At 38.4% G+C, this 26,400-nt stretch carries 25 protein-coding genes; all 25 read left to right on the top strand.

Annotation, left to right across the window (positions count from 1 at the left end; genetic code table 11):
- Window positions 1–1,380, top strand: a complete 1,380-nt coding sequence (locus tag PHC29_07310) for an aspartate aminotransferase family protein (GenBank protein ID MDD5109288.1) — start codon at window positions 1–3, stop codon at window positions 1,378–1,380.
- 2 nt (window positions 1,381–1,382) lie between these two features.
- On the top strand, window positions 1,383–1,820 hold the full coding sequence (locus PHC29_07305) for a VOC family protein (GenBank protein ID MDD5109287.1): 438 nt from the start codon (window positions 1,383–1,385) through the stop codon (window positions 1,818–1,820).
- Window positions 1,821–3,284: a hypothetical protein gene (locus PHC29_07300; protein MDD5109286.1), complete on the top strand. Its 1,464-nt coding sequence runs from the start codon at window positions 1,821–1,823 to the stop codon at window positions 3,282–3,284.
- A 53-nt stretch (window positions 3,285–3,337) separates the two neighbouring features.
- Window positions 3,338–4,666 (top strand): radical SAM protein, encoded by a 1,329-nt coding sequence (locus PHC29_07295; GenBank protein ID MDD5109285.1) that lies wholly within the window; start codon window positions 3,338–3,340, stop codon window positions 4,664–4,666.
- Window positions 4,667–5,524, top strand: a complete 858-nt coding sequence (locus PHC29_07290; protein ID MDD5109284.1) for an NAD(P)-dependent oxidoreductase — start codon at window positions 4,667–4,669, stop codon at window positions 5,522–5,524.
- Between the two features lie 35 nt (window positions 5,525–5,559).
- A complete protein-coding gene (locus tag PHC29_07285; GenBank protein ID MDD5109283.1) occupies window positions 5,560–6,237 on the top strand; it encodes a glycosyltransferase family 2 protein in 678 nt (225 codons plus the stop codon).
- Window positions 6,238–6,294: 57 nt separating this feature from the next.
- Window positions 6,295–7,827, top strand: a complete 1,533-nt coding sequence (locus tag PHC29_07280; GenBank protein MDD5109282.1) for a PfkB family carbohydrate kinase — start codon at window positions 6,295–6,297, stop codon at window positions 7,825–7,827.
- The gene (locus PHC29_07275) at window positions 7,824–8,411 is read left to right on the top strand and encodes an SIS domain-containing protein (protein ID MDD5109281.1); all 588 of its coding nucleotides are present in this window, start codon (window positions 7,824–7,826) and stop codon (window positions 8,409–8,411) included. The genes PHC29_07280 and PHC29_07275 overlap by 4 nt, the downstream gene beginning before the upstream one ends.
- Entirely contained in the window at window positions 8,404–9,393 is a 990-nt protein-coding gene (locus tag PHC29_07270) for a GDP-mannose 4,6-dehydratase (protein MDD5109280.1), read from the top strand. The genes PHC29_07275 and PHC29_07270 overlap by 8 nt, the downstream gene beginning before the upstream one ends.
- Window positions 9,394–9,404: 11 nt before the next feature.
- Window positions 9,405–10,343 carry an SDR family oxidoreductase gene (locus PHC29_07265; GenBank protein ID MDD5109279.1) on the top strand — a complete coding sequence of 313 codons (939 nt, stop codon included), beginning with the start codon at window positions 9,405–9,407 and terminating at the stop codon, window positions 10,341–10,343.
- A 5-nt stretch (window positions 10,344–10,348) separates the two neighbouring features.
- Complete coding sequence (locus PHC29_07260; GenBank protein MDD5109278.1) at window positions 10,349–11,320, top strand: thiamine pyrophosphate-dependent dehydrogenase E1 component subunit alpha; 972 nt, start codon at window positions 10,349–10,351, stop codon at window positions 11,318–11,320.
- Entirely contained in the window at window positions 11,313–12,383 is a 1,071-nt protein-coding gene (locus PHC29_07255) for a transketolase C-terminal domain-containing protein (protein MDD5109277.1), read from the top strand. The genes PHC29_07260 and PHC29_07255 overlap by 8 nt, the downstream gene beginning before the upstream one ends.
- 10 nt (window positions 12,384–12,393) lie before the next feature.
- Window positions 12,394–13,227, top strand: a complete 834-nt coding sequence (locus PHC29_07250) for an SDR family oxidoreductase (GenBank protein MDD5109276.1) — start codon at window positions 12,394–12,396, stop codon at window positions 13,225–13,227.
- Window positions 13,228–14,088, top strand: a complete 861-nt coding sequence (locus tag PHC29_07245) for an FkbM family methyltransferase (protein MDD5109275.1) — start codon at window positions 13,228–13,230, stop codon at window positions 14,086–14,088.
- Window positions 14,089–14,098: 10 nt separating this feature from the next.
- The gene (locus PHC29_07240) at window positions 14,099–14,875 is read left to right on the top strand and encodes a transketolase (protein MDD5109274.1); all 777 of its coding nucleotides are present in this window, start codon (window positions 14,099–14,101) and stop codon (window positions 14,873–14,875) included.
- Window positions 14,872–15,792 (top strand): transketolase C-terminal domain-containing protein, encoded by a 921-nt coding sequence (locus PHC29_07235; protein MDD5109273.1) that lies wholly within the window; start codon window positions 14,872–14,874, stop codon window positions 15,790–15,792. Before PHC29_07240 ends, PHC29_07235 begins: the two co-directional genes overlap by 4 nt.
- 64 nt (window positions 15,793–15,856) lie before the next feature.
- Window positions 15,857–16,453, top strand: a complete 597-nt coding sequence (locus PHC29_07230) for a class I SAM-dependent methyltransferase (GenBank protein ID MDD5109272.1) — start codon at window positions 15,857–15,859, stop codon at window positions 16,451–16,453.
- Window positions 16,454–16,465: 12 nt separating this feature from the next.
- Window positions 16,466–17,512 carry a zinc-binding dehydrogenase gene (locus tag PHC29_07225; GenBank protein ID MDD5109271.1) on the top strand — a complete coding sequence of 349 codons (1,047 nt, stop codon included), beginning with the start codon at window positions 16,466–16,468 and terminating at the stop codon, window positions 17,510–17,512.
- A gap of 11 nt (window positions 17,513–17,523) precedes the next feature.
- On the top strand, window positions 17,524–19,614 hold the full coding sequence (locus PHC29_07220) for a radical SAM protein (protein ID MDD5109270.1): 2,091 nt from the start codon (window positions 17,524–17,526) through the stop codon (window positions 19,612–19,614).
- Complete coding sequence (locus PHC29_07215; protein ID MDD5109269.1) at window positions 19,593–20,960, top strand: hypothetical protein; 1,368 nt, start codon at window positions 19,593–19,595, stop codon at window positions 20,958–20,960. Before PHC29_07220 ends, PHC29_07215 begins: the two co-directional genes overlap by 22 nt.
- Window positions 20,961–21,118: 158 nt before the next feature.
- Entirely contained in the window at window positions 21,119–22,177 is a 1,059-nt protein-coding gene (locus tag PHC29_07210) for a hypothetical protein (GenBank protein MDD5109268.1), read from the top strand.
- A gap of 119 nt (window positions 22,178–22,296) precedes the next feature.
- Window positions 22,297–23,781, top strand: a complete 1,485-nt coding sequence (locus PHC29_07205; protein MDD5109267.1) for a radical SAM protein — start codon at window positions 22,297–22,299, stop codon at window positions 23,779–23,781.
- Between the two features lie 28 nt (window positions 23,782–23,809).
- Complete coding sequence (locus tag PHC29_07200) at window positions 23,810–24,676, top strand: radical SAM/SPASM domain-containing protein (GenBank protein ID MDD5109266.1); 867 nt, start codon at window positions 23,810–23,812, stop codon at window positions 24,674–24,676.
- A gap of 14 nt (window positions 24,677–24,690) precedes the next feature.
- Window positions 24,691–26,079, top strand: coding sequence for a radical SAM protein (locus tag PHC29_07195; GenBank protein ID MDD5109265.1), 1,389 nt, complete (start codon window positions 24,691–24,693; stop codon window positions 26,077–26,079).
- A 7-nt stretch (window positions 26,080–26,086) separates the two neighbouring features.
- Window positions 26,087–26,400, top strand: a 314-nt coding sequence (locus PHC29_07190; GenBank protein ID MDD5109264.1) for a WecB/TagA/CpsF family glycosyltransferase, incomplete at its 3' end; no start/stop codon positions are given.

The raw sequence follows: 26,400 nt of genomic DNA, 5'->3' as shown, positions 1-26,400 counted from the left end.
ATGGGAAAATATCAGTTTAGTATGAAACCCAAGTCTATTCTCCCGGTTAATACGAGGTATAGAAAAATTACCAGTAAGTTACCCGTACCTGGAAGTTTAAAGATATTCAGGGATTTATACAAATATGAAGCAAGGTCAATGCACGGACAACTGCCAGTAGTCTGGGATAGGGCGGAAGGCTTTCAAGTTTTTGATAAGTACGGCAATCGTTGGATAGACTTTACTTCAACGATATTTGTAACTAATTCCGGCCACTCTAATCGTGCGGTTACCCGGGCATTGGAAAAACAGTTGGAGCAGCATTTGGTGCATACTTATACTTTTGCTAGCGAGATCCGGGCAAAGTTTTTAAAAGAAATAATAGCTATAACTCCCAGTTTCTGTCAGAAAGCATTTTTATTATCCGCAGGGACTGAGGCGACTGAATGCGCCTTAAAATTAATGCGCATGCACGGACATAAAATCAGTCCGGATAAAAAAACCATACTCTCATTCCAGGGTAATATGCACGGCCGTACGATGGCCGCAGAGATGCTGAAAGGAGATGCCGGTGCGATGTCGTGGATAGGGTACAAGGATCCCAATATACTTACGTTGCCTTTCCCTTATCCCTGGCTTCCATATCGTGGCGATTTTGAGTGGGAGAAAAAATTTCATTCCGATATAGAAGCTTTAAAGAAGAAGGGAGTGGCTCCTGACAATATCTGTGGAGTAATCATAGAATCATACCAGGGCTGGGGGGCTATATTTTATCCCAAGCCATATATAAAGGCATTATGTAATTATGCAAAAAAGTACAATATTTTAGTTACTTTTGATGAAATTCAGGGGGGGTTCGGAAGGACTGGCAAGTTGTTTGTATTTCAGCATTATGGCGTTACTCCAGATTTGGTATGCTTAGGTAAAGCCTTAAGTAACGGCCTGCCTTTATCCGCGGTTTTAGGTAGACGCAAAATAATGGATTTATCTGAAATCGGATCTATGAGCAGTACGCATTCAGCTAATCCTTTATGCTGTGCAGCTGCGTTAGCAAACTTACAAGAAATAAAGTCGAGGGATCTTATAAAAAAATCTGCGAAAAAAGGAAAGATCCTACATTCCGGTTTAAATAAACTTAAAAATAAATATCCTGATTATATATCGCTTGTTTCCGGTAAAGGATTATTAGCCGCGCTTATTATTACCGACCCCAAGACACATAGGCCAAATGAATGGATAGCAAGTAAAATTTGCGAAAAAGCTATGCATAAAGGACTTCTATTAGTGCATACGGGGAGAGAGTCTGTTAAACTCGGGCCACCGTTAACAATACCCGATGTAGCTTTAATTGAAGGTATCCGAGTATTGGATGAATGTTTTAATGAAATAAAGGATAAATAAATATGAAGGTAATCAGGCATGTCGGAATCGTAGTGAGTAATTTAGACACAATGTTTCATTTTTATAAAAATGTTTTAGGCTTAAAGATCATAAACGAAAGGAATGAAAGAGGTGAGTTTATTGATAATCTAATTGCACTTAAAGGAGTTAAGGTCAAGACTATTAAAATGTCAACAGGTGGGGGGGCTCTCATAGAGTTACTTTATTTTGAATCTCATCCTGGGGGGAGCGATAAAAGGAGTATCTATGGCCGGGGGTATTCACATCTCGCTTTTACCATAGCTGATGCTGATTATGAATATGCGAGGCTAAGGAAAATCGGGATTAAGTTCAATTCGGCGCCACAGATGTCCCCCGACGGAAAAACTAAAGTTATATTTTGCCAGGATCCCGAAGGAAATTTTATTGAATTAGTTGAGGAATTGAGGGCGGAGTCGTAGATGGCGCATACGGAGCTCGGTAAAGACAGAATAGAAAAAAAGGTATTTTGGACCGCGTTTATATTTTCAGTAACCGGATATTTAATCTTTCTTTTCTTCCGTGGTTTCGGGTGGGATGGGGATTCTATTTCTTCCGCATCTCAGTTTGTCATCTTGATTAATCGTAATCTCTATCCTATCACAACCTCAATTTTAGGAACTGCTCCTAAAATATTTTCTACAATAGTATTCGGGATATTTTATAGGTTGTTCGGGAATTTCTATGTTTTAACTTTTGTTTCTATAGCTCTCAATGCCCTGGCGCTGGCCTTAATATGCAAATGGACCTATAATTTAAAAGGACATTGGATTTTCCCGCTTTTTGGGTTTATTTTGAATATTACGTGGGCAGGAGTAGTTATTAACTGTGACAATCCCGCATTCAGTTTTCCTTTTATGATATTCGGTTTGTATTATTATTTTCATAAGCTTCAAAAAATCAAGGGTATATTATTCATTTTTACCGCCAGCTTATTCCGGCCCGGTCCAGAGCTGATATTGTTATTTATGACTATTTTAGAGATAAAAGAAAAAAATAAACTGGCAGTGCTCGCTTTAACGGCCTATCTTCTTTCTTTAATTAATTTATTATTTGGAAACCTGCTAGTTTTTTCAAGTTTAAAGTCTGCGGTTGCCCTGTGTAATCCTCTTGCCCCGGGTATAGTCATACAGAAGTATTCGATAGTGGAAGCGGTTAAGCCCTATATCGGTACGATCTTAGGTAATTTAAAAATAAGCCGGATTTCAAATATCTTGCTCATTCCGGCTTTTTTTGGTTTTATGGAATGCTGGAGAAAAGCTAATAGTTTTCGCTTTATTGCATTATGCTTGCTGGCTACTTACCTAGCGCCTCTTTTTAGCTTCGTTACTGGTTTTAATTTTTGCCTGCAAACATATATCCTTGAGTATTTACTTATCGTCCCATTATATGCCGGATTTTTTAAATATGGGAATTTATTGTCTCTAAGTATTAAACTGAAAAAAATAGTAGCAATATTGGCTGCTTTTTTGGTTATTTTTTCAGTTGCCAGGTCAGGCAAAACCTGCAGGAATAATTATGAAATTAATCCGCTTAACGGCTCCGGAGCTACCTCCGGAGGTTATATCGGCTTTCGGAGCGCTGTAAATTTACTTAAAGGAAGGCTTCAGCCAAGCTACAGAGTGTTAACTTCGGAACGGGATTTAATGTTTACTATACTTGAATTCGGAGATAAGGCAAAATCAGTTGAAACTATCGAAAAAATTCTATGCACAGAAGAGAATTCTCTTAATCGGGATAGTATGAGCGGGTATTTAAAGGGTTATGATTTCGTCTTGCTTCCAAATAATTTACTTTTAACAACGGTTATTGATGAAAGTATATATGAAAAACACGCTACAGAAGGAGATAGGATTCTAGTAGTAAGGAGGACATTCTTAAAATAAGAGTATTTTAGGAATGCGGAACCTTAAGGCATAAAAGGAGAGCATATTTCAAGATGGAAGTCGCTCTGGTCGAGGTAAAAAGCAGAGGAAATGATTATGTGGCTAAAGAGATGGGCGGAGGCTTGGGTAGGCGGCTTAAGTTAAAAGGTTTCCTGCGCGGGGGTATTTTAAATTATATGCTAAGGGCTCGTTTTAGTGCCCCTCCTATTTTACTTGCTCAGTTAGCCGGGATATTCAAGGCCCGCCTGTATCGGGTAAGTACCTATTATACGTCAAATGCGGCTGATATTGCTGATGGAACTGATCTGTGTATTGCGTTGACCAGTATGGTGGATTATCGCAACGAGCTTAATTTCATAAAGGAGCTGAAATCTTACCGTCCAAATTTAAAGGTTATAGCCTTGGGTTCTTTTGCCACGGCTATGCCCGAAGTTTATCAGGAATACGCAGATTTTGTCATTATCGGAGAGCCGGATTCGGCTATCATGGAAATACTTTCCAAAGGCTTGCCACGGGAGAAATTAATTTTTTCGCAGGAGTTGAATAATTTAAATGAATTACCTAGGTTAGATTGGGAACCGTTTATCCTAAATAAGCGCTATGCATTACGACCATTCTCAAAAGAGCTTGGCGTAAGCATTCAGAAATCCCGCGGCTGTAGCATGACCTGTAATTATTGCCCTTACGCGGCATTTTATGGTAAAGTCAGAAATTTTAATGACGGGTATGTTATTGAAACTATCAAGTATTATGTAAAGAATTTTAATATAAGATATTTTATGTTTCGTGACCCGAATTTTGGAGAGAATAAAAAAGAACTTCTTTCTTTTATGAATGCGTTAATTATAAGCGGCTTAAAGATAAACTGGAGTTGTGAAGCGCGCTTAGATACATTTAGTTTTGACGATTTAAAGACAATGCGTTCCGCGGGGCTGAGTTATTTGATTACGGGTATCGAAAGCAGTAACGCGCAGTTATTGCATAATAATACCAGGCGTTCTTATAAGAAAGAGGATGCCGCGGGCAAGGTTGCCTTACTCGAAAAAATAGGCGTTGTGGTTCAAGCAAATTATATTTACGGGTTTCCTAATGAAACGGAAGAGAGCGTTCATAATACCCTTGCCTATGCCAAAAATTTGAATTCCATGTTTGCCTCATTTCATATATTTACCCCTCAACCGGGGACAAGCGTTTTTAATGATTTTAAGGACAAGCTTTTTCAGGTAGATTGGCAAGATTTTAACTATTCGCGCCTTGTATGGAAACACGATAATTTATCAAAAGAGTTCCTGGAAGGCATGTTTAACAGGTCTTATATAGAGTATTATTTCAGGCTAAAGTGGGCAGCTAAGCACTTTAATAAACTTATCCGGATTTTTTAAATGAAAACTATATTAATCACCGGCAGGAATGGATTTATCGGGCAGGCGCTGGTAGAAGAACTGAAAAAAACAGAAAAAGTTGTTTCCCTGATCCGTAGAAAAAAAGAAGGCATTGATTATTCTAACGAGGAGTTAATATTCGCTGATTTGGCCAGGCTCGAAGATATTGACATAAAAAAGTATAATATTACGTTGATAGTACATCTGGCAGCGGTTATCCGCGGGAACCCAGATTCTTTATTAGAGAATAACGTAAAAAGCGCTGAATTTATATTTAAGATTGCCCAAAATTTAAATATCCCAGTGGTTTATTTGAGTACAACGAACGTATTTTTCTGTAATTATCTCGGCGCTTATGCGATCTCAAAAAAAATGGGAGAAGAGGAGCTTAAAAAGAAGGGTATAAGTTATTTAATACTTCGCGTTCCTCTGGTGATCTCAAAGGATTCTCCTTACATTTTAGCTGCCAAGGGTTTCTACAAAAAGTTTAATTTTATCCCTTTATTTGGCCAGCAGAAAGGCGCTCTCCAGCCCATCCATGTTTCTTCTTTAGTTAATAAAATCTTGATCCTGGTAGAGAAAGGTATCCCTGCGAAGGAATCTATAAACATTGTCGGTACCAGGATTTATACTTATCGAAAGCTATTAGAAGGATTTTTAAATATAAATGGGGCGAAGTTTATCACAGCCCCCTTTTTATTATTAAAATTGATAACTTCATTTTTTGAAAAAGTCGGCATCCGATTTTTTATTACGCAAGAGGAATTAATAAGTATCAATATGGATAAAATTATTAGATCCGATTTTCCCGATACTACCGAGTTTGTACCAAACGAAGAACAAATACTTTTTTCTTAAAATAGTGCTTAGTAAAATGTAAAAAGGAGCGGCTTGTGAAAAATAAAGTGACAGTTATCATTCCGGCAAAGAACGAGGAATCAACAATAGGTAAAATAATATCAAGGGTTAAGCCTTTTGTTGATGAAATAATTGTCGTAGATGGGCATTCTACCGATAAGACAAGGGAGATAGCTGAAGAATTAGGTGCAAAAGTTATTTTGGATAACAAGAAGGGCAAGGGGGCTGCTATGCGGTTAGCCCTTAATGAGGTGAGCGGATCTATTACCGTATTTATTGATGCGGATGGTTCCCATGACCCCGGAGACATACCCAATTTGATAACTCCTATTTTAGAGGGAAAAGCCGACCACGTAAGCGCTTCGCGTATGAGAGGCGGTAGCGATGAGCTGCATGGAGACTTTTCAAAGTTCGTCAGAATGGTAGGAAGCGATATAATTACATTAGCGATAAATTACAGGTTTAATGTCCGTCTTACTGATTCACAAAACGGGTTTAGGGCAATAAAAACCGAGGTAGTGAGGGGGTTAGGGCTTAGAGAAAACATAACTACGATAGAGCAAGAAATGATAATTAAAACGCTCAAAAAAAAGTTTAGATTAGTTGAAATCCCCAGCCACGAATATAAAAGGGAATGTGGGAATTCTCTTATAAATGTAAGGAAAGTTTGGCCACGTTATGTTTATGCATTTATCAAGTATTTATACTTTTAGCTTTGAAGCCAGGCATTTTTAATAATGTAAGCCGTTTAATTTATTCAAGGGAGAGTTATGGAAAAGAATGATTTAAAAAAAATTCAGCCGCTAAATAAATTGGCAAGAATAATTGAAGGTCTCAAAAGCAAAGGGAAAAAAATTGTTCAATGCCACGGCGTATTTGATCTCGTGCATCTAGGCCACATCCGCCATTTTAACCAGGCAAAAAAAGAAGGAGATATTCTTGTAGTTACGCTTACAAAGGATCAGTTTGTAAGGAGGGGGCCGGGCCGGCCTTATTTTAACGAGTATTTACGGGCTGAGGTTTTAGCTTCTCTGGCCGTCACTGACTACGTGAGTTTATTAAATTCGCCTACCGCGGTCGAGGCAATCAGAATCCTTAAACCCGATGTTTATGCCAAAGGCCCGGATTACCGCGACAAAGATAAAGATGTTACCGGAAAGATCCGCGAAGAGGAAGATGCGGTAAAATCAGTTGGAGGAAGGTTGTTTGTAACCGATGACATTACTTTTAGTTCTTCGAAGCTACTCAATAGCTTTATAGATGTGTTTCCGGAAAGGACGGTGAAATACCTTAAAGCCTTGGGAAAGCGGTATCCGCTGGATTCTATCTCTAAAAAGATTGAACACCTGAGTAATTTGAACGTGCTGATAATAGGGGATGCAATTATCGACCAGTATCATTACTGTGCGCCTATGGGTAAGTCTTCAAAAGAGCATCTTGTAGTTAATAAGTATTGTTCCGAAGAATATTTTGCTGGAGGCGCTCTAGCGACCGCTAATAATGCCGCATCTGTATGTGGTAAAGTAGACCTGCTAACCGTCCTGGGGGAAAAAGATTCATTTGAAGGTTTTATCAGAAGCAAGCTCAACGTTAATATTGAGCCTGTTTTTATTACTAGGCCGGATACGGGGACGATAATAAAAAGAAGGTTTGTGAGTGTAAGCGTTGGCAGAAAACTATTCGAGATCTGTTATATGGATGATTCTTGTATACCGAAAGAGATCGAAAGTAAGGTATTAAGTCGTTTGGATAAGACAATAAGAAAGTACGACCTTGTCATCAGCAATGATTTCGGGCATGGTTTACTTACAAAAAACATAATAAAATTAATCTGCGCAAAGGCTAAGTATCTTGCGATAAACGTGCAGACCAACAGCGCAAACATAGGTTTTAACCTGGTTACGAAGTATCCCAGCGCTGATTGCGTGTGTATTGACGAGATGGAATTAAGATATGCCACTCACGATAGGTTTAATGATTTGCGTGCCCATATGAAGAAAATATATAATCAGCTAAAATGCAAGAATATCATTGCTACTCGCGGGTCAAGCGGTTCCATGAGCTATACAGCAGGAGATGGATTTTATGAAACTCCGGCATTCGCGTATAAGGTGATTGATCCTATCGGAGCAGGAGATGCTTTTTTTGCTTTTGTTGCTCCGTGTTTTGCCTCGGGCATGCCCCAGGATCTAGCTTCTTTTATCGGTAATGTCGCAGGCTCACTAGCTACTCAGATAGTATGCAATAGGGAAGCGGTAAACAAAGTTGATGTGCTTAAATTCATTACGAGGTTGCTAAAATGAAGATTAATACGCAGGGGTATTTTAAAAATTTGAAATTATTACTGGATAAGGTTGTTGTAACAGACAATAAAGGCAGGAATATAGGTTTTGACAAGGGTTTAACCTGGACAGCCGGCCTGTTGATTGATAAAAAGGCGTCTGGCAACAAGATTATGCTAATCGGAAACGGCGCAAGCGCTTCTATCTCAAGCCATATAGCGGTGGATCTATGGAAAAACTGCGGGGTTAAGGCTGTAGCTTTCAACGACCATGCCTTACTTACTTGCATCAGTAACGATTGCGGGTATAAACATGTATTCGATAGGCCAATTGAAGTATTTGTTGATTCCGGCGATATACTATTAGCTATCAGTAGTTCCGGCAAATCCGAGAATATAATCCGCGCAACAAAAATGGCAGGCAAAAATAATTGTCGCATAATCACATTATCCGGTTTTAAACCGGATAATCCGTTGCGCTGCTTCGGGGAACTTAATTTCTATGTGCCGTTTTCAGGATATGGACCGGTAGAAATAGTGCATCATGCCATTTGTCATTGTATAGTTGATATGATTACTAAAAATGTTAAGGCTGAAAATGAATGAGAAGGTTATTATAATCGGAAGCAATTCTTTTTCAGGTTCAAATTTTGTTGATCTTGCCTTAGGTGAAGGCCTGGATGCTATAGGTATCAGTCGTTCTCAAGAACCAAGCGGGGTATTTTTACCGTATATAAAACAAAAAAGTAATGCATTTAAATTTTACCAGCTGGATATCAATCATGATTTAGAAAAAATTATGGAGGTCATAAATAGATTTAAGCCCGACTATGTTGTTAATTTCGCGGCCCAGAGTATGGTTGGCGAGAGTTGGGTGCATCCCGAACACTGGTTCCAGACTAATGTAGTTGCTTGTATAAAGTTGCACGATCAACTACGTAACTGTGAATTTTTAAAAAAATATGTCCATATCTCAACGCCTGAGGTATATGGAAATTGTGTTGGGCTGATTAAAGAGGGTATAGTGTATAATCCCAGCACTCCCTATGCTGTTTCCCGGGCTGCGGCTGATATGAGCTTGATGAGTTTTTATAAGACATATAATTTCCCGGTAGTATTCACCCGCGCCGCCAATGTTTATGGCCCCGGGCAACAGCTTTATAGAATAGTTCCTAAAAGTATTTTTTATTTTCTTACAGGGAAAAAAATACCACTTCATGGCGGAGGGCAGTCCGTGCGTTCTTTTATCCATATCCGCGATGTTGTTGATGGCATATTAAAGGCAGCCCGGCTTTCCGGCGGAGGGGAGATATTCCATTTTTCTACTGCTTTTAAAATATCCATCCGCGGCCTAGTGGGAATGATCGCAAGGCAGATGAATATTTCTCTTGCGGAGAATATTGAGGAGATAGAAGATCGCCCGGGTAAAGATGCAGCCTATTTACTTGATAGTTCGAAAGCCAAGGATATTCTGGGCTGGGAGGATAAGATTGGGTTAGAACAGGGAATTGAAGAAACAATTGCCTGGGTGAGGGATAATCTGGGGATACTTAAGAAACAGCCTTTGCATTATATTCACAAACCATAGGAGATGCTTTTATGCATATTTTGTTAACAGGCGGATGCGGTTATATTGGAACAGCCTTGACTCAAGCCCTTTTAGCCGAAGGCTACTATGTTACTGTAGTAGACATTCAGTGGTTTGGTAATTATCTGGTTAAGCATAAAAATTTAAAAGTTATTAAAGAAGACATACGTAATATAGATAATATTCCGATGGAGGGCATAGATGCAGTCATACATTTAGCTAATATTGCTAATGACCCCTGTGGAGAACTAAATTCTAAACTAGCCTGGGAGGTCAATGTGTTAGCGACAATGCGTTTGGCGGAGCGGGCAATACAGTATAAGGTAAAGCAATTTATTCTGGCAAGTTCCGGTAGCGTTTACGGAGTAAAGGATGAAGCTCAGGTCACAGAAGAGCTTTCTCTTGTTCCTATATCAGATTATAATAAAACTAAAATGATAAGCGAGCGGGTACTTATGAGTTACCAGGATAGAATATGCGTTCAAATTTTACGTCCGGCCACGGTCTGCGGTTTTTCCCCGCGAATGCGTTTGGACCTTTCGGTAAACATGCTGACAATGCAGGCTTTAGTCAATGGCAAAATTACTGTATTAGGAGGTAACCAGACGCGTCCCAATATTCATTTAGGGGATATGGTAGGAGTCTATTTGTATTTTCTTAATAAGGGAACTGAGATTTGCGGTGTGTTTAATGCTGGTTTTGAGAATATATCTATCCTTGGCATTGCTAATAAAGTGGCTGCGTGTATTCCTGCCAAGATTATAGTCAGTGAATCTAACGATCCCCGTTCCTACAGGCTTTGTTCTCAAAAGTTATTGGGTATAGGGTTTAAGCCGAAATATTGTGTGGACGAGGCAATAGGGGAAGTTGTTAATGCCTTCCAGGCAGGCCAGCTCAAGGATGAAGACCGATGGTATAATATAAAGACAATGAAGGCACTTAAGCTTTAATACCTATGAAAATAAATAAAAAATTATTTCTTGCGTTATATTATCAAATGCTTAGGATCCGTATGGTAGAGGAGAAGATCTGTCAACTATATCCCGAACAAGAAATGCGCTGCCCGGTGCACATTTGCATAGGTCAGGAGGGGATAGCTGCAGGCGTATGCGCAAACCTGAAGCAAGATGATTATGTATTAAGCAACCATAGAAGCCACGGGCACTTTTTAGCCAAAGGCGGCAATTTAAAAGCAATGCTGGCGGAGCTTTATGGAAAAGCTTCCGGGTGCTCAAAGGGCAAGGGTGGCTCCATGCATCTAGTAGACTTAAATGTGAATTTCTTAGGTTCTACTCCTATAGTAGCCGGCATGATTCCGGTAGCAGTAGGTGTTGCGTTCGGATCGGCTTTGAAAAAAGAAAAAAAAGTAACTGTTGTTTTCTTCGGCGATGCCGCCACCGAAGAGGGGGTTTTTTCGGAGAGCCTTAATTTTGCCGCCTTAAAAAAATTACCCATTGTTTTCGTATGCGAAAATAACCGGTATTCGGTATATTCGCCATTATCAGCACGCCAGCCAAAAGAGCGGGATAATCTGATGATTGCTAAAGGATACGGTATTTATGCGCAAAGAGGCGATGGCAATGATGCGGCTTCGGTTTATCAAATAACAAAAAAGGCGGTTAGATTCGCTAGGAATAGGAAGGGGCCGGCGTTCCTGCAATTCGATACTTACAGGTACCGTGAACATTGCGGGCATAGTTTTGACCACGAGCTTAATTATAGAAGCAAACGCGAATTTAACTATTGGTTGAAGAAATGCCCGTTAGGCAATTTTGAAAAGAAATTGATAAAAAGAGGAGTAGTGGACAAGAAGGAAATATTCCTCATTAGAGCAAAAGTTCAGCAGGAGATAAATATGGCCGTTGAGTTTGCGAAAAAATCACCTTTTCCGGAAAAGAAAGAAGTTTTGACTGATATTTATGCCTAATAACAGAATGAGAGAGATTACCTACAAGCAGGCTATTCTTGAAGCGACAAGTCAGTGCTTGGCTAAAGACAGGATGGTTTATGTCATAGGATTGGGTGTCACCGATCCGAAAGGCATATTCGGGACTACCCTTGGCCTTAAAGAAAAATACGGGAGCAGGGTAATGGATATGCCTGTTGCTGAAAATGCCATGACCGGAGTAGCGATAGGTTCGAGCTTAGTGGGTATGCGTCCGATTTTAACGCACCAACGGGTTGATTTTACGGTTCTGTCTTTAGACCAGATAATTAATAATGCTGCCAAATGGCATTATATGTTTGGCGGAAAGATGAAAGTTCCGTTAGTTATCCGCATGATTATAGGAATGGGCTGGGGTCAGGGTCCGCAACATTCACAAAATTTAAGCTCATTATTGGCTTCAATCCCAGGCTTGAAGGTGGTAATGCCTGCTACTGCTTATGACGCAAAAGGATTATTGATTTCAGCGGTTGAGGATGACAATCCCGTGATTTTTATTGAACATCGCTGGTTGCATGGAACTTATGGTTATGTCCCGAAAAAAATGTATAAAGAGCCGATAGGAAAATCAAAAATAATGAAGAGAGGGAGGGATGTTACTATTATTTCTTCATCTTATATGGTTTTAGAGTCGTTGCGCGCAGCCGAGCTTTTAAAGAAAGAAGGCATTGAGGCTGAGGTAATGGACCTGCGTTCTATAAAACCCTTGGATGAAGAATCTATAATTAAGTCAGTCAGGAAAACTCATCGTCTCATTGCAGTAGATGGCGGATGGATGAACTTTGGCGTTGCGTCAGAAGTAATTGCCTTGGCAGCAGAAAAAGGGTGCGGCTTACTTAAAAATAATCCCCAGCGGATTACTTTCCCTGATACCCCCATCCCTACAAGCCACGCCCTTGCGAAACATTATTATCCAAGGGCGGTAGATATATGCAATAGTGTAAGAACAATGTTTAATCTCCCCGGAATACCGGAAAAACCATCGGTTATTAAAGGTGGTATTGGTTTTGATGTTCCGGATAAAACATTTAAAGGTCCTTTTTAATAAGACTAAAATGAGAAAGCGTACGGCAATTATTATTTCAGTATCCAGTGATATCGGTAGCGCGATGGCATTACGTTGGGCAACTGCCGGGTGGAAAGTATTTGGCACATATAGGACATATTCAGCTATTTTACCGAAATTAACCAGAAGAAATGTCAAACTTGTTCCTTGTGATTTAGCCAGCGTTACAGCTATTAATAAATCAGTTTCAGATTTAAAGTCGCTATGCGGGAAATGGGATGTTTTGGTATTATGTCCGGGTAGCCAGGATCCGATAGGGCCTTTTATGCATGCTGATTTTGAAGAATGGGAGGCTTCAGTTAAGGTTAATTTTACCAGTCAAGTACGGATTGTCCGTGCCTTACTTCCGCTCAGAAATATCCCTAATAGGGTGAATCCTTGCGTATTGTTTTTCGCCGGAGGAGGCACGAATAACGCGCCGGTTAATTACTCAGCCTATATTGTCTCAAAGATTGCCTTAATAAAAATGTGCGAACTGTTGGATTCTGAGATTAAAGATACTAATTTTACAATTATTGGTCCGGGTTGGGTAAAAACGAAAATACACAATTCTACCATGGACGCTCGCGGGCGCGCGGGAGCAAATTATAAACGAACTATTGATAAGTTATCGGGAAAAGAGTGTACTCCGATGAAACAGGTGTTGGATTGTTGCGATTGGCTTATTTCTTCTTCTCGTGAGGTTGTTAGCGGAAGAAATTTTAGTGTAGTTTTTGACAAGTGGGGGTCAAAGAAATTAGAAAATTTCCTACGAACAGATGATAATATATATAAGCTTAGAAGATTTGGAAACGATTTATTAAAAAATAACCTTGAGGGCTAAATGGAAAATTCTTTAATTTTGGAAAATCTTTTTTTATCCCTGCCTTTGCTAAAAGATTATCATCAGCCCAGTTCCCAGGTGCATGCTTTTTTAAAACAGATTGCCAGGCTACAGGTTGAGAGTATTTCTAACAATAGAAAAACTATTAAAGAGATATTCGGACCTTTTGGCAGGCTGATATTCCCTTACCATAAGATGGGGTCGATTGATTCGCTTAATTTGTTTGATTTAGACGAACTTATAATATTTAGTTTTTATTGGCGTAATCGTAAAAGGTACCGTAATGTTTTAGACATTGGAGCCAATTTAGGATTACATTCCATAATTTTGGATAAATGTGGTTATCGGGTGCGGTCGTATGAACCAGATCCTAAACATTTTAAAATAATAATTCGTAATCTTTCTTTAAATAAATGCAAACATGTCCAGGTATTCAACTGTGCGGTCTCTAATAAAATCGGCGACTCCGAGTTTATTAGGGTGGTTGGCAATACTACAGGCAGTCATCTGGCTGGTTCAAAAGCCCACCCTTATGGCAAACTCAAAAAATTTACAGTTTCTACAATAGATTTTGTTTCAATAATGGGCTGGGCAGATTTAATAAAACTTGATGCTGAAGGTCATGAGAAAGAAATTCTTTTGGGTACTAAAAGAGGGGATTGGCTGACTACGGATGCATTAGTTGAGGTTGAGAATGAAATAAACGCAGCTTTAATATATAGACATTTTAAAGAGTTAAACGTAAACCTTTTTTCACAAAAAAATAACTGGAAGCTTGTGCGGGGCGTTAAAGAAATGCCCTGTGGGTATAAGGAGGGGACACTTTTCATCAGCCGCAAGGATTCCGTGCCAGGATTTTAATAAATTTATTATGAATAGGTACCTAAGGAAAAAAATAATTGATATGGTTTATAAGGCAGGAGAAGGGCATATTCCTAGCGCTTTTTCTATTATCGATATAGTTGCTCATTTGTATAAGGCGGTTCTTAAGTTCGACCCTAAAGAACCTGCTTGGAGCGAGAGAGATTATTTTGTTTTAAGTAAAGGACATGGTTGTGCAGCTCTTTATGTTGTCCTGGAGAAGCATGGTTTTATTACACAAAAAGATTTAGATAATAAAAGTAAACTGGGGGCTATCTTAGGAGGGCATCCGGATATGACCAAGGTTCCTGGAGTTGAGGCTTCTACAGGTTCCTTGGGGCATGGTATTGTTACGGCATTAGGGATTGCTTTGGGCCTTAAGATTAAAAAAAAGAAAAACAAAGTAATTGTTCTTGTCGGGGATGGTGAATGTAATGAAGGCACGGTTTGGGAAGTTGCCCTGGTTGCCGCAAAACTTAACCTGGGAAACTTTTGTTGCATAGTTGATAATAACGGTTCAACGGCCCAGGTTTTGCCTATGTCTGATTTTGTTAAAAAGTGGAGCTCTTTTGGGTGGGAGGTGCACAGAATCAACGGCCATAACGATAAAGCAATAGAAAAAGTTTTCAAAAAAATAAAGTTTAATTTTAATTCAAAGCCTAAGGTGATAATTGCAGATACTGTGAAGGGCAAGGGCGTTAAATTTATGGAGACCCATGGCCCATGGCATTATAAGGTTCCAAACCAGGAAGAAGTTCAATTGATGTATAAGGAGCTTGGAGTATGAAAGATATGCGTCAGGAGTTTGCTGATACCCTTTTGGAAGTAGGAAAGATGGATAAAAATCTTATGGTTATGGTCGGTGATATAAGCCATTTTAGACTGCAAGATTTTGCTAAGGCCTGTCCGGGCCGCTACTACAATATCGGTATCTGTGAGCCGACAATAGTAAATATGGCGGCAGGCTTATCAAAGCTTGGTTTTTACCCGGTTGTGCATACCATAGCACCTTTTATTGTAGAAAGGTCTTATGAACAAATAAAATTGGATTTCTGTTATCAAAAATTAGGGGCTAACATTATTACTGTCGGCAGTGCCTTTGACTATTCTACGTTAGGCTGTACGCACCACTGTTATGTGGATTTTGCTTTATTAAAACCTTTACCTGAGACACAAATTTTTTTCCCGTCTTCTCCCATAGAATTAAATACTCTATTCAAACAAACTTACAATAATGGAAAGTTATCTTATTTTAGAGTGCCAAAATTATCCCATGGTTATGTCTTTAGCCAAGACAAGCTTATGGTAGGTAAGGGTATGGTTATAAGTACAGGCAAGGATATTACCGTAGTAGTTACAGGTCCTCAGTTAAAAACTGTTTTGAATGCGGCTATTCAATTAAAGAAAGAAGGAATTGATGTTGAGATAATTTATATCCATACTATCAAACCTTTTGATGAAGAATTAGTGTTGGGTAGTATCAATAAAACGAAAAGGGTTTTTGTCATAGAAGAACATAGTATGTATGGGGGGATGGGGGATGAAATCTTAAGAATCACCAGGGGTATGGGTGGAGTGAAGTATTCTTTTATCTCTATACCTGATATATTCATCAGAGATTATGGTTCATACGAAGATATTTGTGGAATTTTAGGTTTTACTGTTGAAAACATTCTAAAGAAAGTCAAGGACGATTTATTTTAATCCCATGAGAGGAATAAATTTATTAGGCGATTATCCAAAAGTTGAACGCGATTATGATAGACGGATGAAAGAAAAAAATGCAGAAGTTATCCGTCTAGCTAAGCAGTTCGGCAGAGAGTTTTTTGACGGAGATAGAAAATGTGGTTACGGCGGATATAAATATGACGGCCGATGGAAATTGATTGTAGAACGCATGAAAGATTATTATAAACTAGCAGATAATGCTTCAATCCTAGATATCGGATGCGCTAAAGGATTTATGCTCCATGATTTTAAAGAACAGATGCCAAAAGCTATTGTGGCCGGTATAGATATAAGTGAATATGCGATTGAAAATTCCATGCCTTCAGTAAAATCTTTTCTTAAGGTTGCCAGCGCGGAAAATCTTCCCTATCCTGATAAATCCTTTGATTTAGTTATCTCTATTAATTCAATTCATAATTTGCCTTTTCAGCGGCTTAAAATAGCCCTTAAAGAGATAGAACGTGTTTGCAGGGGGAATAGCTATATAACGGTAGATGCCTGGCGTAACGATTTGGAGCGCGAAAATTTATTTAAATGGGTTCTTACAGCTGAAACAATGATGCATGTGGATGAGTGGGAGAAACTATTCAAGGAAGTGGGGTATGCGGGAGACTACTGGTGGTTCATAGCGGATTAATCGGAAGAAACAATGAAAACTTTAGCTGCGGTATTACATAAAATAAATCATCCTTTAAAAATAGAAGAATTGAATATTCCTAACCTCAGGAAGGGGCAGGTTTTAGTTAAAATCGCCTATAGCGGTATTTGTCATACGCAGTTAAACGAAATTAAGGGGTTAAAAGGTGAGGATAAATTCTTGCCGCATACATTAGGGCACGAGGGTTCTGGCATCGTTGATTCGATAGGGCCAGGTGTAAAAAAAGTTAAAACCAATGATAAGGTCGTACTAACGTGGATTAAAGGAAGCGGAGGCAATGCTTTACCAATTTCGTATAAAGGGAAAAATGGTTTAATAGTCAATTCTGGCGCTATAGCTACGTTTTTAACCTATGCTGTTATTGCAGAAAATCGCCTGGTAAAGATTCCAGATGAGATGCCTTTATATGAAGCTGCTCTTTTAGGCTGCGCGATACCCACAGGCGCCGGTATTATTATCAATACGATAAAAATGAGAACTGGCAGCAGTATTGCTATTTTTGGCGTAGGGGGGATCGGATCAAGTGCTTTATTAGCGGCAAAGCTAAATGGTGCCGCGATAATTATCGCTATTGATATTTCAGATGATAAGCTTGAAAGATCTCTTAAATTGGGAGCTACCCATATTATAAACGCGGCCAAAGAAGATGTCTTATCGGCTATTATGGGACTTACGTCTCAAAAAGGAGTTGATTATACGATTGAGTGCGCAGGAAGATGCGAGACAATGGAAATCGCTTTTAAATCAGCTAGAGACAGGGGAGGAGTATGCGTAATAGCAGGAAATTTACCTCAAGGAGAGAAAATTTTAATTGATCCCTTTGACCTGATCAGGGGCAAACAAATTGTTGGCACTTGGGGAGGAGAAACAAACCCGGATAGAGACATACCGTTATATGCGCAGTGGTACTTAAAGGGTAAGCTGGGATTAAGCGATTTGATTACCCATTGTTTCAAACTAAATCGGGTAAATGAAGCACTTGAAGGTCTAAATTGCGGCAAGGCAGGCAGGATATTAATAGACATGAATGAGCAATAGAAAAAATTCAAATGCAAAATATAAATAAAAAATTATTGATCGTTAAACCGCCGTATAGGCATATCCCTATGGGGATAGCTTATGTCCTTTCGTGTTTAGAGAAAAATAATATACCTTTCGATTTTATCGATGCAACATTTACCCGCCCAAATTATAAAAAACTTTTTAAAAAGAATGATTATTTAGCTTTTGCAACTGGAGGATTAATTTCAAATTATGACTTTATATCAAAGACTATTAGGGTAATTCGTTCAATACGGGACGATTTACCGGTTATAATGGGGGGAAATATTACTAAGGATGTAAATCCGGAGTTTCTTTTTGACAAAGACATGCTAGGGATCGATTACGGAATTATAGGCGAGGCAGAAACTTCGCTGCCCTATTTAATAGATAGGTTAAATAATGGTTCTGAATCCATCCAAGATATACCCGGGTTAATTTTTAAAAACAAAGGTACAGGGCAGATTACTAAAAATGTCCCTATGCGGTTTAATTTACAGGATGTTAATGTGTTTCCTGCTTGGCATCGTATTAATATGGAATTTTATAAATATTCCGATGTTTCTTATATGGCAAATCAAGTTGTCTTGCCGGTAGTGACCGGAAGGGGATGTGTTGGGGTATGTGCGTTTTGTTCTCCGACAGTCGGAGTATTCCAGAAACGTCCCGTAGGGCATGTTATGGAAGAAATCGATTTATTATTTTCTAGATACAATTTCGATATTCTCAATATCCTTAACGAGATGTTCTATCAGAATAAGGAGGACATTTTACAGTTTTGCCAAGAATACAAGAAATTAAAAGTTCGAAAACCCTGGATGGCTGCAATGCGGGTAGATGTGAAAGGCATCGATGAGGATACTTTTGTTGCGATGAAAGAGGCTGGATGTATTTTAACCGGGGCTGGCATAGAGAGTGGATCCAATAAGGTATTAAAGATTATGAAAAAGCTGACTTCTAAAGAGCAGATCATAAATTTTTATAGATGGTCAAAAAAAACTTGTTTGCCTTCTCTAGGAACATTTATGGTCGGAAATGAGAGAGAAGCTAAGGAGGATATTAAGGAAACAATTGATATGGTTATCGCTGAGGAAATGAATTGTGACGCAAGCTTAACACATGCTTATCCCGGCACGCAGATCTATAAGAATGCTTTAAAGAGGGGATTAGTCAGCAATGAAAGGGACTATTATAAAAGAGCGCTTTTTACCCCTACCCCCTATGATCTATCATGGATAAATAGGGAGGCCTATCTGAATATCAGCGATATCCCAAATGATCGTTTCTGGGAAGTGATCTTCGGTGAGCTTAGGCGCTTTTATACTTTTTTATATAAAAGATTTAGGGTAATAGACCTTCAATATAAATATAACCGGTTATTTTCAGCTGTTGTGGTTATCGGGATATGTTCAGAATGCGGTAGCCCAATTAAAATACATTCTAGCTTTGATCTATTAGGGCAATTAACCTATTGTCCTAAATGTTACTCTGTTTTATACGCAGATTATTATAAGCTTATTGATTTTTCCGGCCATTTTGATTTTTTATGCCGTCAATTGATGATGACAGAGAAATTGATAATTGTTGGGACTGAATTACAAGCAATGAATCTATTGCGCTATGATCATTTCGGGCTAAATTTCAAAAAAATAAAGGGTTTTCTCGACTTTAAAAAGAAAGGTAATCAAGATTCGTTATTTGCTTATATACCAAAAATAAAAACAGATGAATTGCTTTCTATACTACCTGATACTATTCTGGTAGCTGATGATCAAGCTTACGATGCAGAGCTCAAACTAATGGTATTCTATTCAAGGAACAAGATAAGCGTCCCTAAAATTTTGAATTTAATCCCCCATAATAAAGCTTTTGGCCTGAACATATCAAAATATGTCCGTAAGTTTATTACGCGGTTGAGAATAAGGGGTATTATCTATAGAATGATTTGTTCTTTAGCCATCCTGCTGCTGGAATCTATCGCACTTTTTCCTAAAGCTATTCCTTTTCTTGCACAAAAATCTAAACCATTCCTGAAACGAGTATTGGGAGCTGCTTTTGCAAGAAAATTAAGGCGGTTATGTTTAAAACTTATTTCTTAAGATTAAAAGGTACATCACGGTTTTTTATGAATAAAGCTTCTATAGACAGGCCGGTATTCTTTGGCATTTTATTTAGAATCTTCAATCTGATAGCTGCGCCAATTACGGGTATTTTAATAGCCAGTATTTTTACGGCAAAGATGCAGGGGTATTATTATACTTTTTTGAGTTTACTTGCGTTGCAGACTTTAGTTGAATTGGGGCTTTGTATCGTTATTGTCCAATTTGCCGCTCACGAATGGTCGCATCTAAGATTAAATAACGCTGGTTATATAACTGGCGATAGCGCGTCTATTTCCAAGCTAGCCAGTTTGACTCGTTTTACAATTAAATGGTATGGGATTGCCGCGTTATTGGTTTTAATCGGATTAGGGGTAGGCGGTTACTATTTCTTTTCTATGTCTCCGGCTTCAGATATTAATTGGAAACTTCCGTGGTTCTCTCTTTGTCTTTTAACCAGTATAACTATCCTTACTCTGCCTATAAATGCAGTATTAGAAGGCTGCAACCAAGTATCTAATCTTTATGCTTTTTTCTTCTATCAGCTTCTATTTGTTAAAATAACACTCTGGACATCAATATTTCTACATACTAATTTATGGGCTTTAACTTTTACCAATATAATAAGCCTATTATTTTTTGCTATTTTTATTTTAAGAAAATACCGCCATTTTTTCGATACATTATTATTTACTTTTAAGATTAAAGAAAAATTATCCTGGTTCCGTGAAATTTGGCCTATGCAATGGAGGATTGGCTTAAGCTGCACTTGTGGATATTTTTTGCATTATTTCTTTGTCCCTGTTTTATTTAAATATCACGGAGCTGTAGTTGCGGGCCAAATGGGATTGACTTGGAGCGCGGTGGGTTTAATCCCTTCAATTGCTAATGCTTGGATTGCCCCTAAAATACCACAATACGGGATGATGATTGCTCAGAAAAATTACAACGAGTTGGACAGGCTTTTCTGGCGTCTTATGAAAATAACAATATTAGTATCTAGCTCCATAGCATTAACTGCCTGGTTTATAGTGTACATGTTGAATGTTTTTCACCATCCTTTTGCAATGCGTCTTTTAACTCCATTACCGCTGGGGATTCTTGCTTTTGCACAGATTCTGCAGGCTGTTTCGTTACCTGTTTCAGGATACCTAAGGGCCCATAAGCAGGAACCGCTTTTATTCTTGTCAGTTAGCGCTGGCATTTTAACAGCCGTGTCAAATTTGACTTTGGGAAAATGGTATTCTGCCACAGGTATGGCTGGGGGATATTTGATTGTAAGCTTAATCATAATCCCGTTAATTTTTTTAACATGGCTAAAATATAAGAATAAATGGCACGAGTGACATTAATAAAAAGTGATAGTGTTGTAAGTAAGATAAATAAACACGGCATTATCGGGTCTTTTAAAATCGCTATTGCGCGATTCCATAATTACTGTAAATATCTCAGCCCATGGAGGTTACATCTTGGGGCTTACTATCGTTTCCTAAAATTGTTTTTTATGCCCAGTTTAAAAAAGAAACGTATTTTAGGCATCTGGGATTTTAAGGCATTGCCTTGGTCAATTGGCGACCCCCTGGTCTTTATTGAAAAATTAAGTACTTTAAAAATTAAATATGATGCTGAAGAAGTTGATATCTGTATTATTTATGATCGCGATGACCCAGATGGGAATCGAAAGCCTGGGGGGATCCATAAATTTGTGAGTAGCTTAACATCTGAAAACTCTCAGGATTACATGCTTGAATTTCTTCCTTTATTTGGTACTTGTCCGTTCCTTGGCTCAGTATTCCAATTTAGTAAAAGAGAAGAATTCCATATATTCTTAAAGAATAATCCCGAACGTTATATTCTTTATCCTTCTTTAGGGCAGCATCTGGCTGAAACATACAATTTTAGGGGAGGGGAGCCGCATAATAATGAATTTCAGGAGTTTCATAAAGTCCGAGGATTTATTCCCTACCTAAGGGTAGGCGAACGAGATGTCTCCTGGGCTAAGTGGTTTTACCAGAATTATTTACCGAGTAATACTTTTGCGGTAACCTTTTCTTTGAAAAGAACAACTCATGATACACAGAGGAATGCCGATCCTAGTGTATGGTTTTCTTTTTTGGATAAATGCAAAGTAAAATTTCCTGAAATAGTTTTTATTTTTATTGGATTAAGAGAAGAAGCATTTGATGGCTTGCGCGAAAGATCAAATGTGATAATTGCAAAAGACTACGGAACATCAATAATGGAAGATCTTGCTTTAATCCGTGCTTCCCTCATGTATATGGCTACAATATCGGGAGTTACCACGATCGCTTTATACAGTGATTTGCCTTATTTGTTTTTTCAATTGCCGAATATAAGGAGGTATGGATTTGAAACCGGAAAAAATTTTTCTTTTGCAACAGATAAGCAGAAAATATTTAGCGTAGAAACAAAAGTGACTCCCGAGTTTTTGTTGCAGGAGTTTAGGGATCTTTATTCCAAGTTAGATAAGGATAAATGGCGAAAGTTAACCGTAGAGCATGCCCGTAATAAATGTGGGCACCCTACAGCAAAAGGCTTGTAGGATGATTCTAACGCAATATTACGGTAGCGATGCTAATGTTTTGGTTGGCTTTTCGATTTAGTACTAGGGAACTTCTATATTTTCTATAAGCCGGTTTGAAAGGCAAATTGTAGATCAACATGGTTAAGGGGAATATTTTATTAGTATTTTCGGACATTTCGCATTATTCATTGCACAGGGGTTATTTTCATTACGGGCTGGCAAGTATTTCTTCTTTTTTGAAAGAAAAACTGGGATGCCAGGTCCGTCTTTTTCATCTAAAGACGGATATAGGAAAAAGTGAATTTACTGGCAGGATTAAAGATTTCGTCCCCGATATTGTAGCTTTCAGTTCAACTACTAATAGTTTCCCCCTAGTAAAAAAATACGCCCAATGGGTGAAAGATTATAGTAATGAGATTTTGACAGTTTGCGGGGGTGTGCATGCTATTATCTCCCCGGGAGATATTCTTTCGGATCCTAGTTTCGATGTTGTAATCCATGGCGACGGAGAATATTCAATGTCAGTTTTATCTTCAGAATGGCTGAAGAATAGAAAGATTCCTAATGCTAAGGGGATTTGGCACAAGGAGGGAGATAAAATAATACAGAATGGCTGTGCTGTAGTGGAAGACCTGGATTTACTTCCTTTTCCTGACTGGGATTTGTTTAATTACGGTGATTTGTCTGCTTCATTACAAAGACAGGGTGGATTTATGATGTCGCGGGGTTGCCCCTATGAGTGTAGTTATTGCTGCAACAGCGCTATAAAAAAAGCCTACAGGGATGGTAATGCCCGTTATGTCAGGTTTAAAAGTCCGCAGAGGGCTATCTCAGAAATAAAGTATTTCATTGGAAAGTTCCCGGAAATACGTACTTTGTATTTTGATGATGATATATTGCCCTTAAACAGAGAATGGTTTAATTCTTTTACTCAGTTGTATAAACAAGAGATTAATATGCCTTATTGGTGTAATGTGCGGCCTAATTTACTAAACGCTGAGATAGCCAGGACTTTAGCTGATTCTGGCTGCGTAAGGGTAAACATCGGAATAGAAAGCGGGAACGAGGCTTTAAGAAACAATATCTTAAGGAGGGGCTTGACAGATAGAAGTATCGAGAGTGCAGTCAGGCATTTAAAAAACAATAAGCTCTATATTTATAGTTTTAATATTTTGGGTATTCCCCATGAAGAAAAAAAGGATTTATTAGATACGGTTAAAATTAATGCAAGGTTAGATATTGATAAAATCCAGGCAACAGTGTTTTACCCTTATCCTAAGACCGAATTATATAAACTTTGTTTAAGCGAAGATTTAATTATTCCATCAAAATGGCTAATTGAATATCTAGGCGGTACTATTTTGAAATTTAAGCTTGCCCAAAAGAACAGGATTTTCTTTACTGAGCTAATGATTAATCCATTGTGTAAGATTTACCGTAAATTGCCGGTTAATATTTCAGAAAACCTGTTGAAAATACTCTATTCTGAATTATCTAGTCTTACGCTATTGCCTGTAAGCAGTATAATCATTAGAATAATGCTTAGGTCAAAATTTGTTGCGCAATTATCCAGGTCCATTTATAGGAAAGCTATTACTCCGCTTCCAGCGCGGATTAATTAGAGAAAACAGGCGTTCGAAATGTTTGGATATGAAGGCAGGAAAGCGGAATAAAAAGAATCTATCTATGAGGGATAAAAGCATGGGTTATGAAATTAAAGATACATGTTTCAACGGCCTGAGTACGGTAAATATTGAATTAACCAGTGTTTGTAATAAGAATTGCTGGATGTGCGGTAGAAGGAAGGTAGACAGGGAATACCCCGAACTCGCTCTTAATTATAGCGATATGAAGTTTGATCTTGTTGAAGATATCGCCGGGCAATTGCCGGACGGGGTGGTTGTCCAGTTCCATAATAATGGTGAACCGTTGCTTTACCCTCGCTTCGGAAAGGCCGTCAGTCTTTTTAAACGGCAGATACGCTGCATGGACACCAATGGTAAATTATTGCTTGAGAAAGCAGGAGAGATTATTAATAATCTAGATACATTAACTGTATCTACATTTGAAAATGATGAAGATGCAGATGAGCAGTATACTCTTGTAAGGAAGTTTATAAAACTAAAGGGGAAGAGAAAACCGAATATCATCATCAGATGCCTGGGGAACGTTGACCTAAAAAAATACCAGAAGTTTAACTGTATTATAGCTACGAGGATATTGCATTCTCCGATGGGCAGTTTTAACTACAAAAGGAACCCTACTGTTCCCGAAATAGGGATTTGCCTGGATTTCCTCAATCATTTAGTCATTAGGAGCGACGGAAAAGTTTCAATTTGTGTAAGATTCGATCCTAAAGGTTTAGGAGTGATCGGGGATTGCAATAAAGATAGATTGATTGATATCTGGAATAGTCCGCTGCGTAAAAAATGGATAAATCTTCATATTAAAGGAAAAAGAAAAAATATCCCTTTATGTAATTATTGCGAATTTTGGGGAGTGCCGACGGGATATTAAAACTCGAAAATAAAATGCGAATCTTACTAATTGCCTATGATAATGATTCTTATATATCGGTTTTCCCTTTAGGGCTGGCTTATATAGCTTCGGCCTGCAGGGATGCCGGACATAAGGTCGAGATCTATAACCAGGATGTTTACCATTGGCCGGAAGAGCACTTGGTTGAACTATTGGAGAAGGAACATTTTGACGTAGTCGGAGTGGGAGTAGTTGGCGGTTATTATCAATATAAAAAATTATTAAAGATTTCTGATGCGCTTAACCGGTCTAAAGACAGGCCTTTTTATCTTATCGGAGGCCATGGCCCATCACCGGAGCCAGAGTATTTTTTGAAAAAGACAAAAGCAAACGCCGTTGTTATAGGAGAAGGCGAAATTACCGTGGTGGAACTTTTGAAGGCAATTGCAAATAAAAAAGATCTTGCCGGCGTAGAAGGGATTGCTTTTTTAAAAGAAGGTAAGTGTATACAGACTCCCAGAAGGGAATTAATCCAGGAGGTTGATTCGATTTCCTTTCCTGCTTGGGATTTATTCCCAGTAGAACATTATTCCTTAATGCGGGCCCCCAATATAACAAACAAGAACAGGTATATGAATATGTTATCTGGAAGGGGCTGTACTTTTAAATGTAATTTTTGTTACAGAATGGATCCTGGTTTTAGGCCTAGATCAGCAGAGAGTATAATTAGGGAAATCGAGCTGCTTAAAGAAAAATACGCTATTTCTTATATTGAATTTGCCGATGAGTTATTTATGAGTTCAGTCGAGCGTACAGAATTACTCAGTGAAAGGTTTATAAAAGAAAAATTAGGCATTAAATGGTGGTGCAACGGGAGATTAAACTTTGCTAAAGCGGATCTACTAAAATTAATGAAAAAGGCCGGGTGTGTTTTTATCAATTACGGAATTGAATCTTTAGATGAAAAGGCTCTTAAGAACATGAATAAGGCATTGACAGTCAAACAAATTACTACGGGGATAGAAAATACTCTGGATGCTGGAATTAGCCCGGGATTTAATATAATATTTGGAAATATAGGCGAAACCGCAAGATCTTTAAAATTGGGTGTTGATTTTCTCTTAAAATACGATGACCAGTCGCAGTTAAGGACTATACGCCCTGTTACCCCTTATCCAGGCTCTCCGCTGTATTATTACGCTATTGAATGCGGGCTTCTAAGGGATTGTGAAGATTTTTACGAGAAGAAGCATCTTAATTCGGATCTTTTAAGCGTAAATTTTACAGAGCTTTCAGACGAAGAGTTTTATCGTAACTTAAGAGAGGCTAATACAAAACTGGTGGAAAATTATTATAAGAAAAAGATGTATTCGGTATGCGAGCAGATAAACGATCTTTATATAAAAAAAGATACCGGCTTCAGGGGATTTAGGCAGACTTAAAGATAAGATGTTAAATAAAAAATTCAAAAAATTTAGCATTTTAAAAGTACACATCTCAGCGATAGACATAAAGGATGCCTGTTCATCGGTAGATGAGGCGATATCTAAAAAGCAGAAAAAGTATATTTGTGTATGTCCGGTAAGTACGATTATGGAATGTAAGAATAACAAAAGGGTTCTGGAGAGCGTTAATTCCGCGGATTTAGTCACCCCCGACGGTATGCCGGTAGTTTGGATAGGGAGGATGCTGGGGCATAAGAATATAAAAAGGGTATATGGCCCGGAATTAATGCAGGAAATTTGCAGGGTTTCCGTAAGAAA

It is taken from the genome of Candidatus Omnitrophota bacterium (assembly GCA_028712255.1).
In the GTDB taxonomy this organism is placed as follows: Bacteria; Omnitrophota; Gorgyraeia; order Gygaellales; family Profunditerraquicolaceae; genus UBA6249.
The sequence above is the reverse complement of the archived record's forward strand: the minus strand, read 5'-3'. Positions and strand labels throughout refer to the sequence as shown.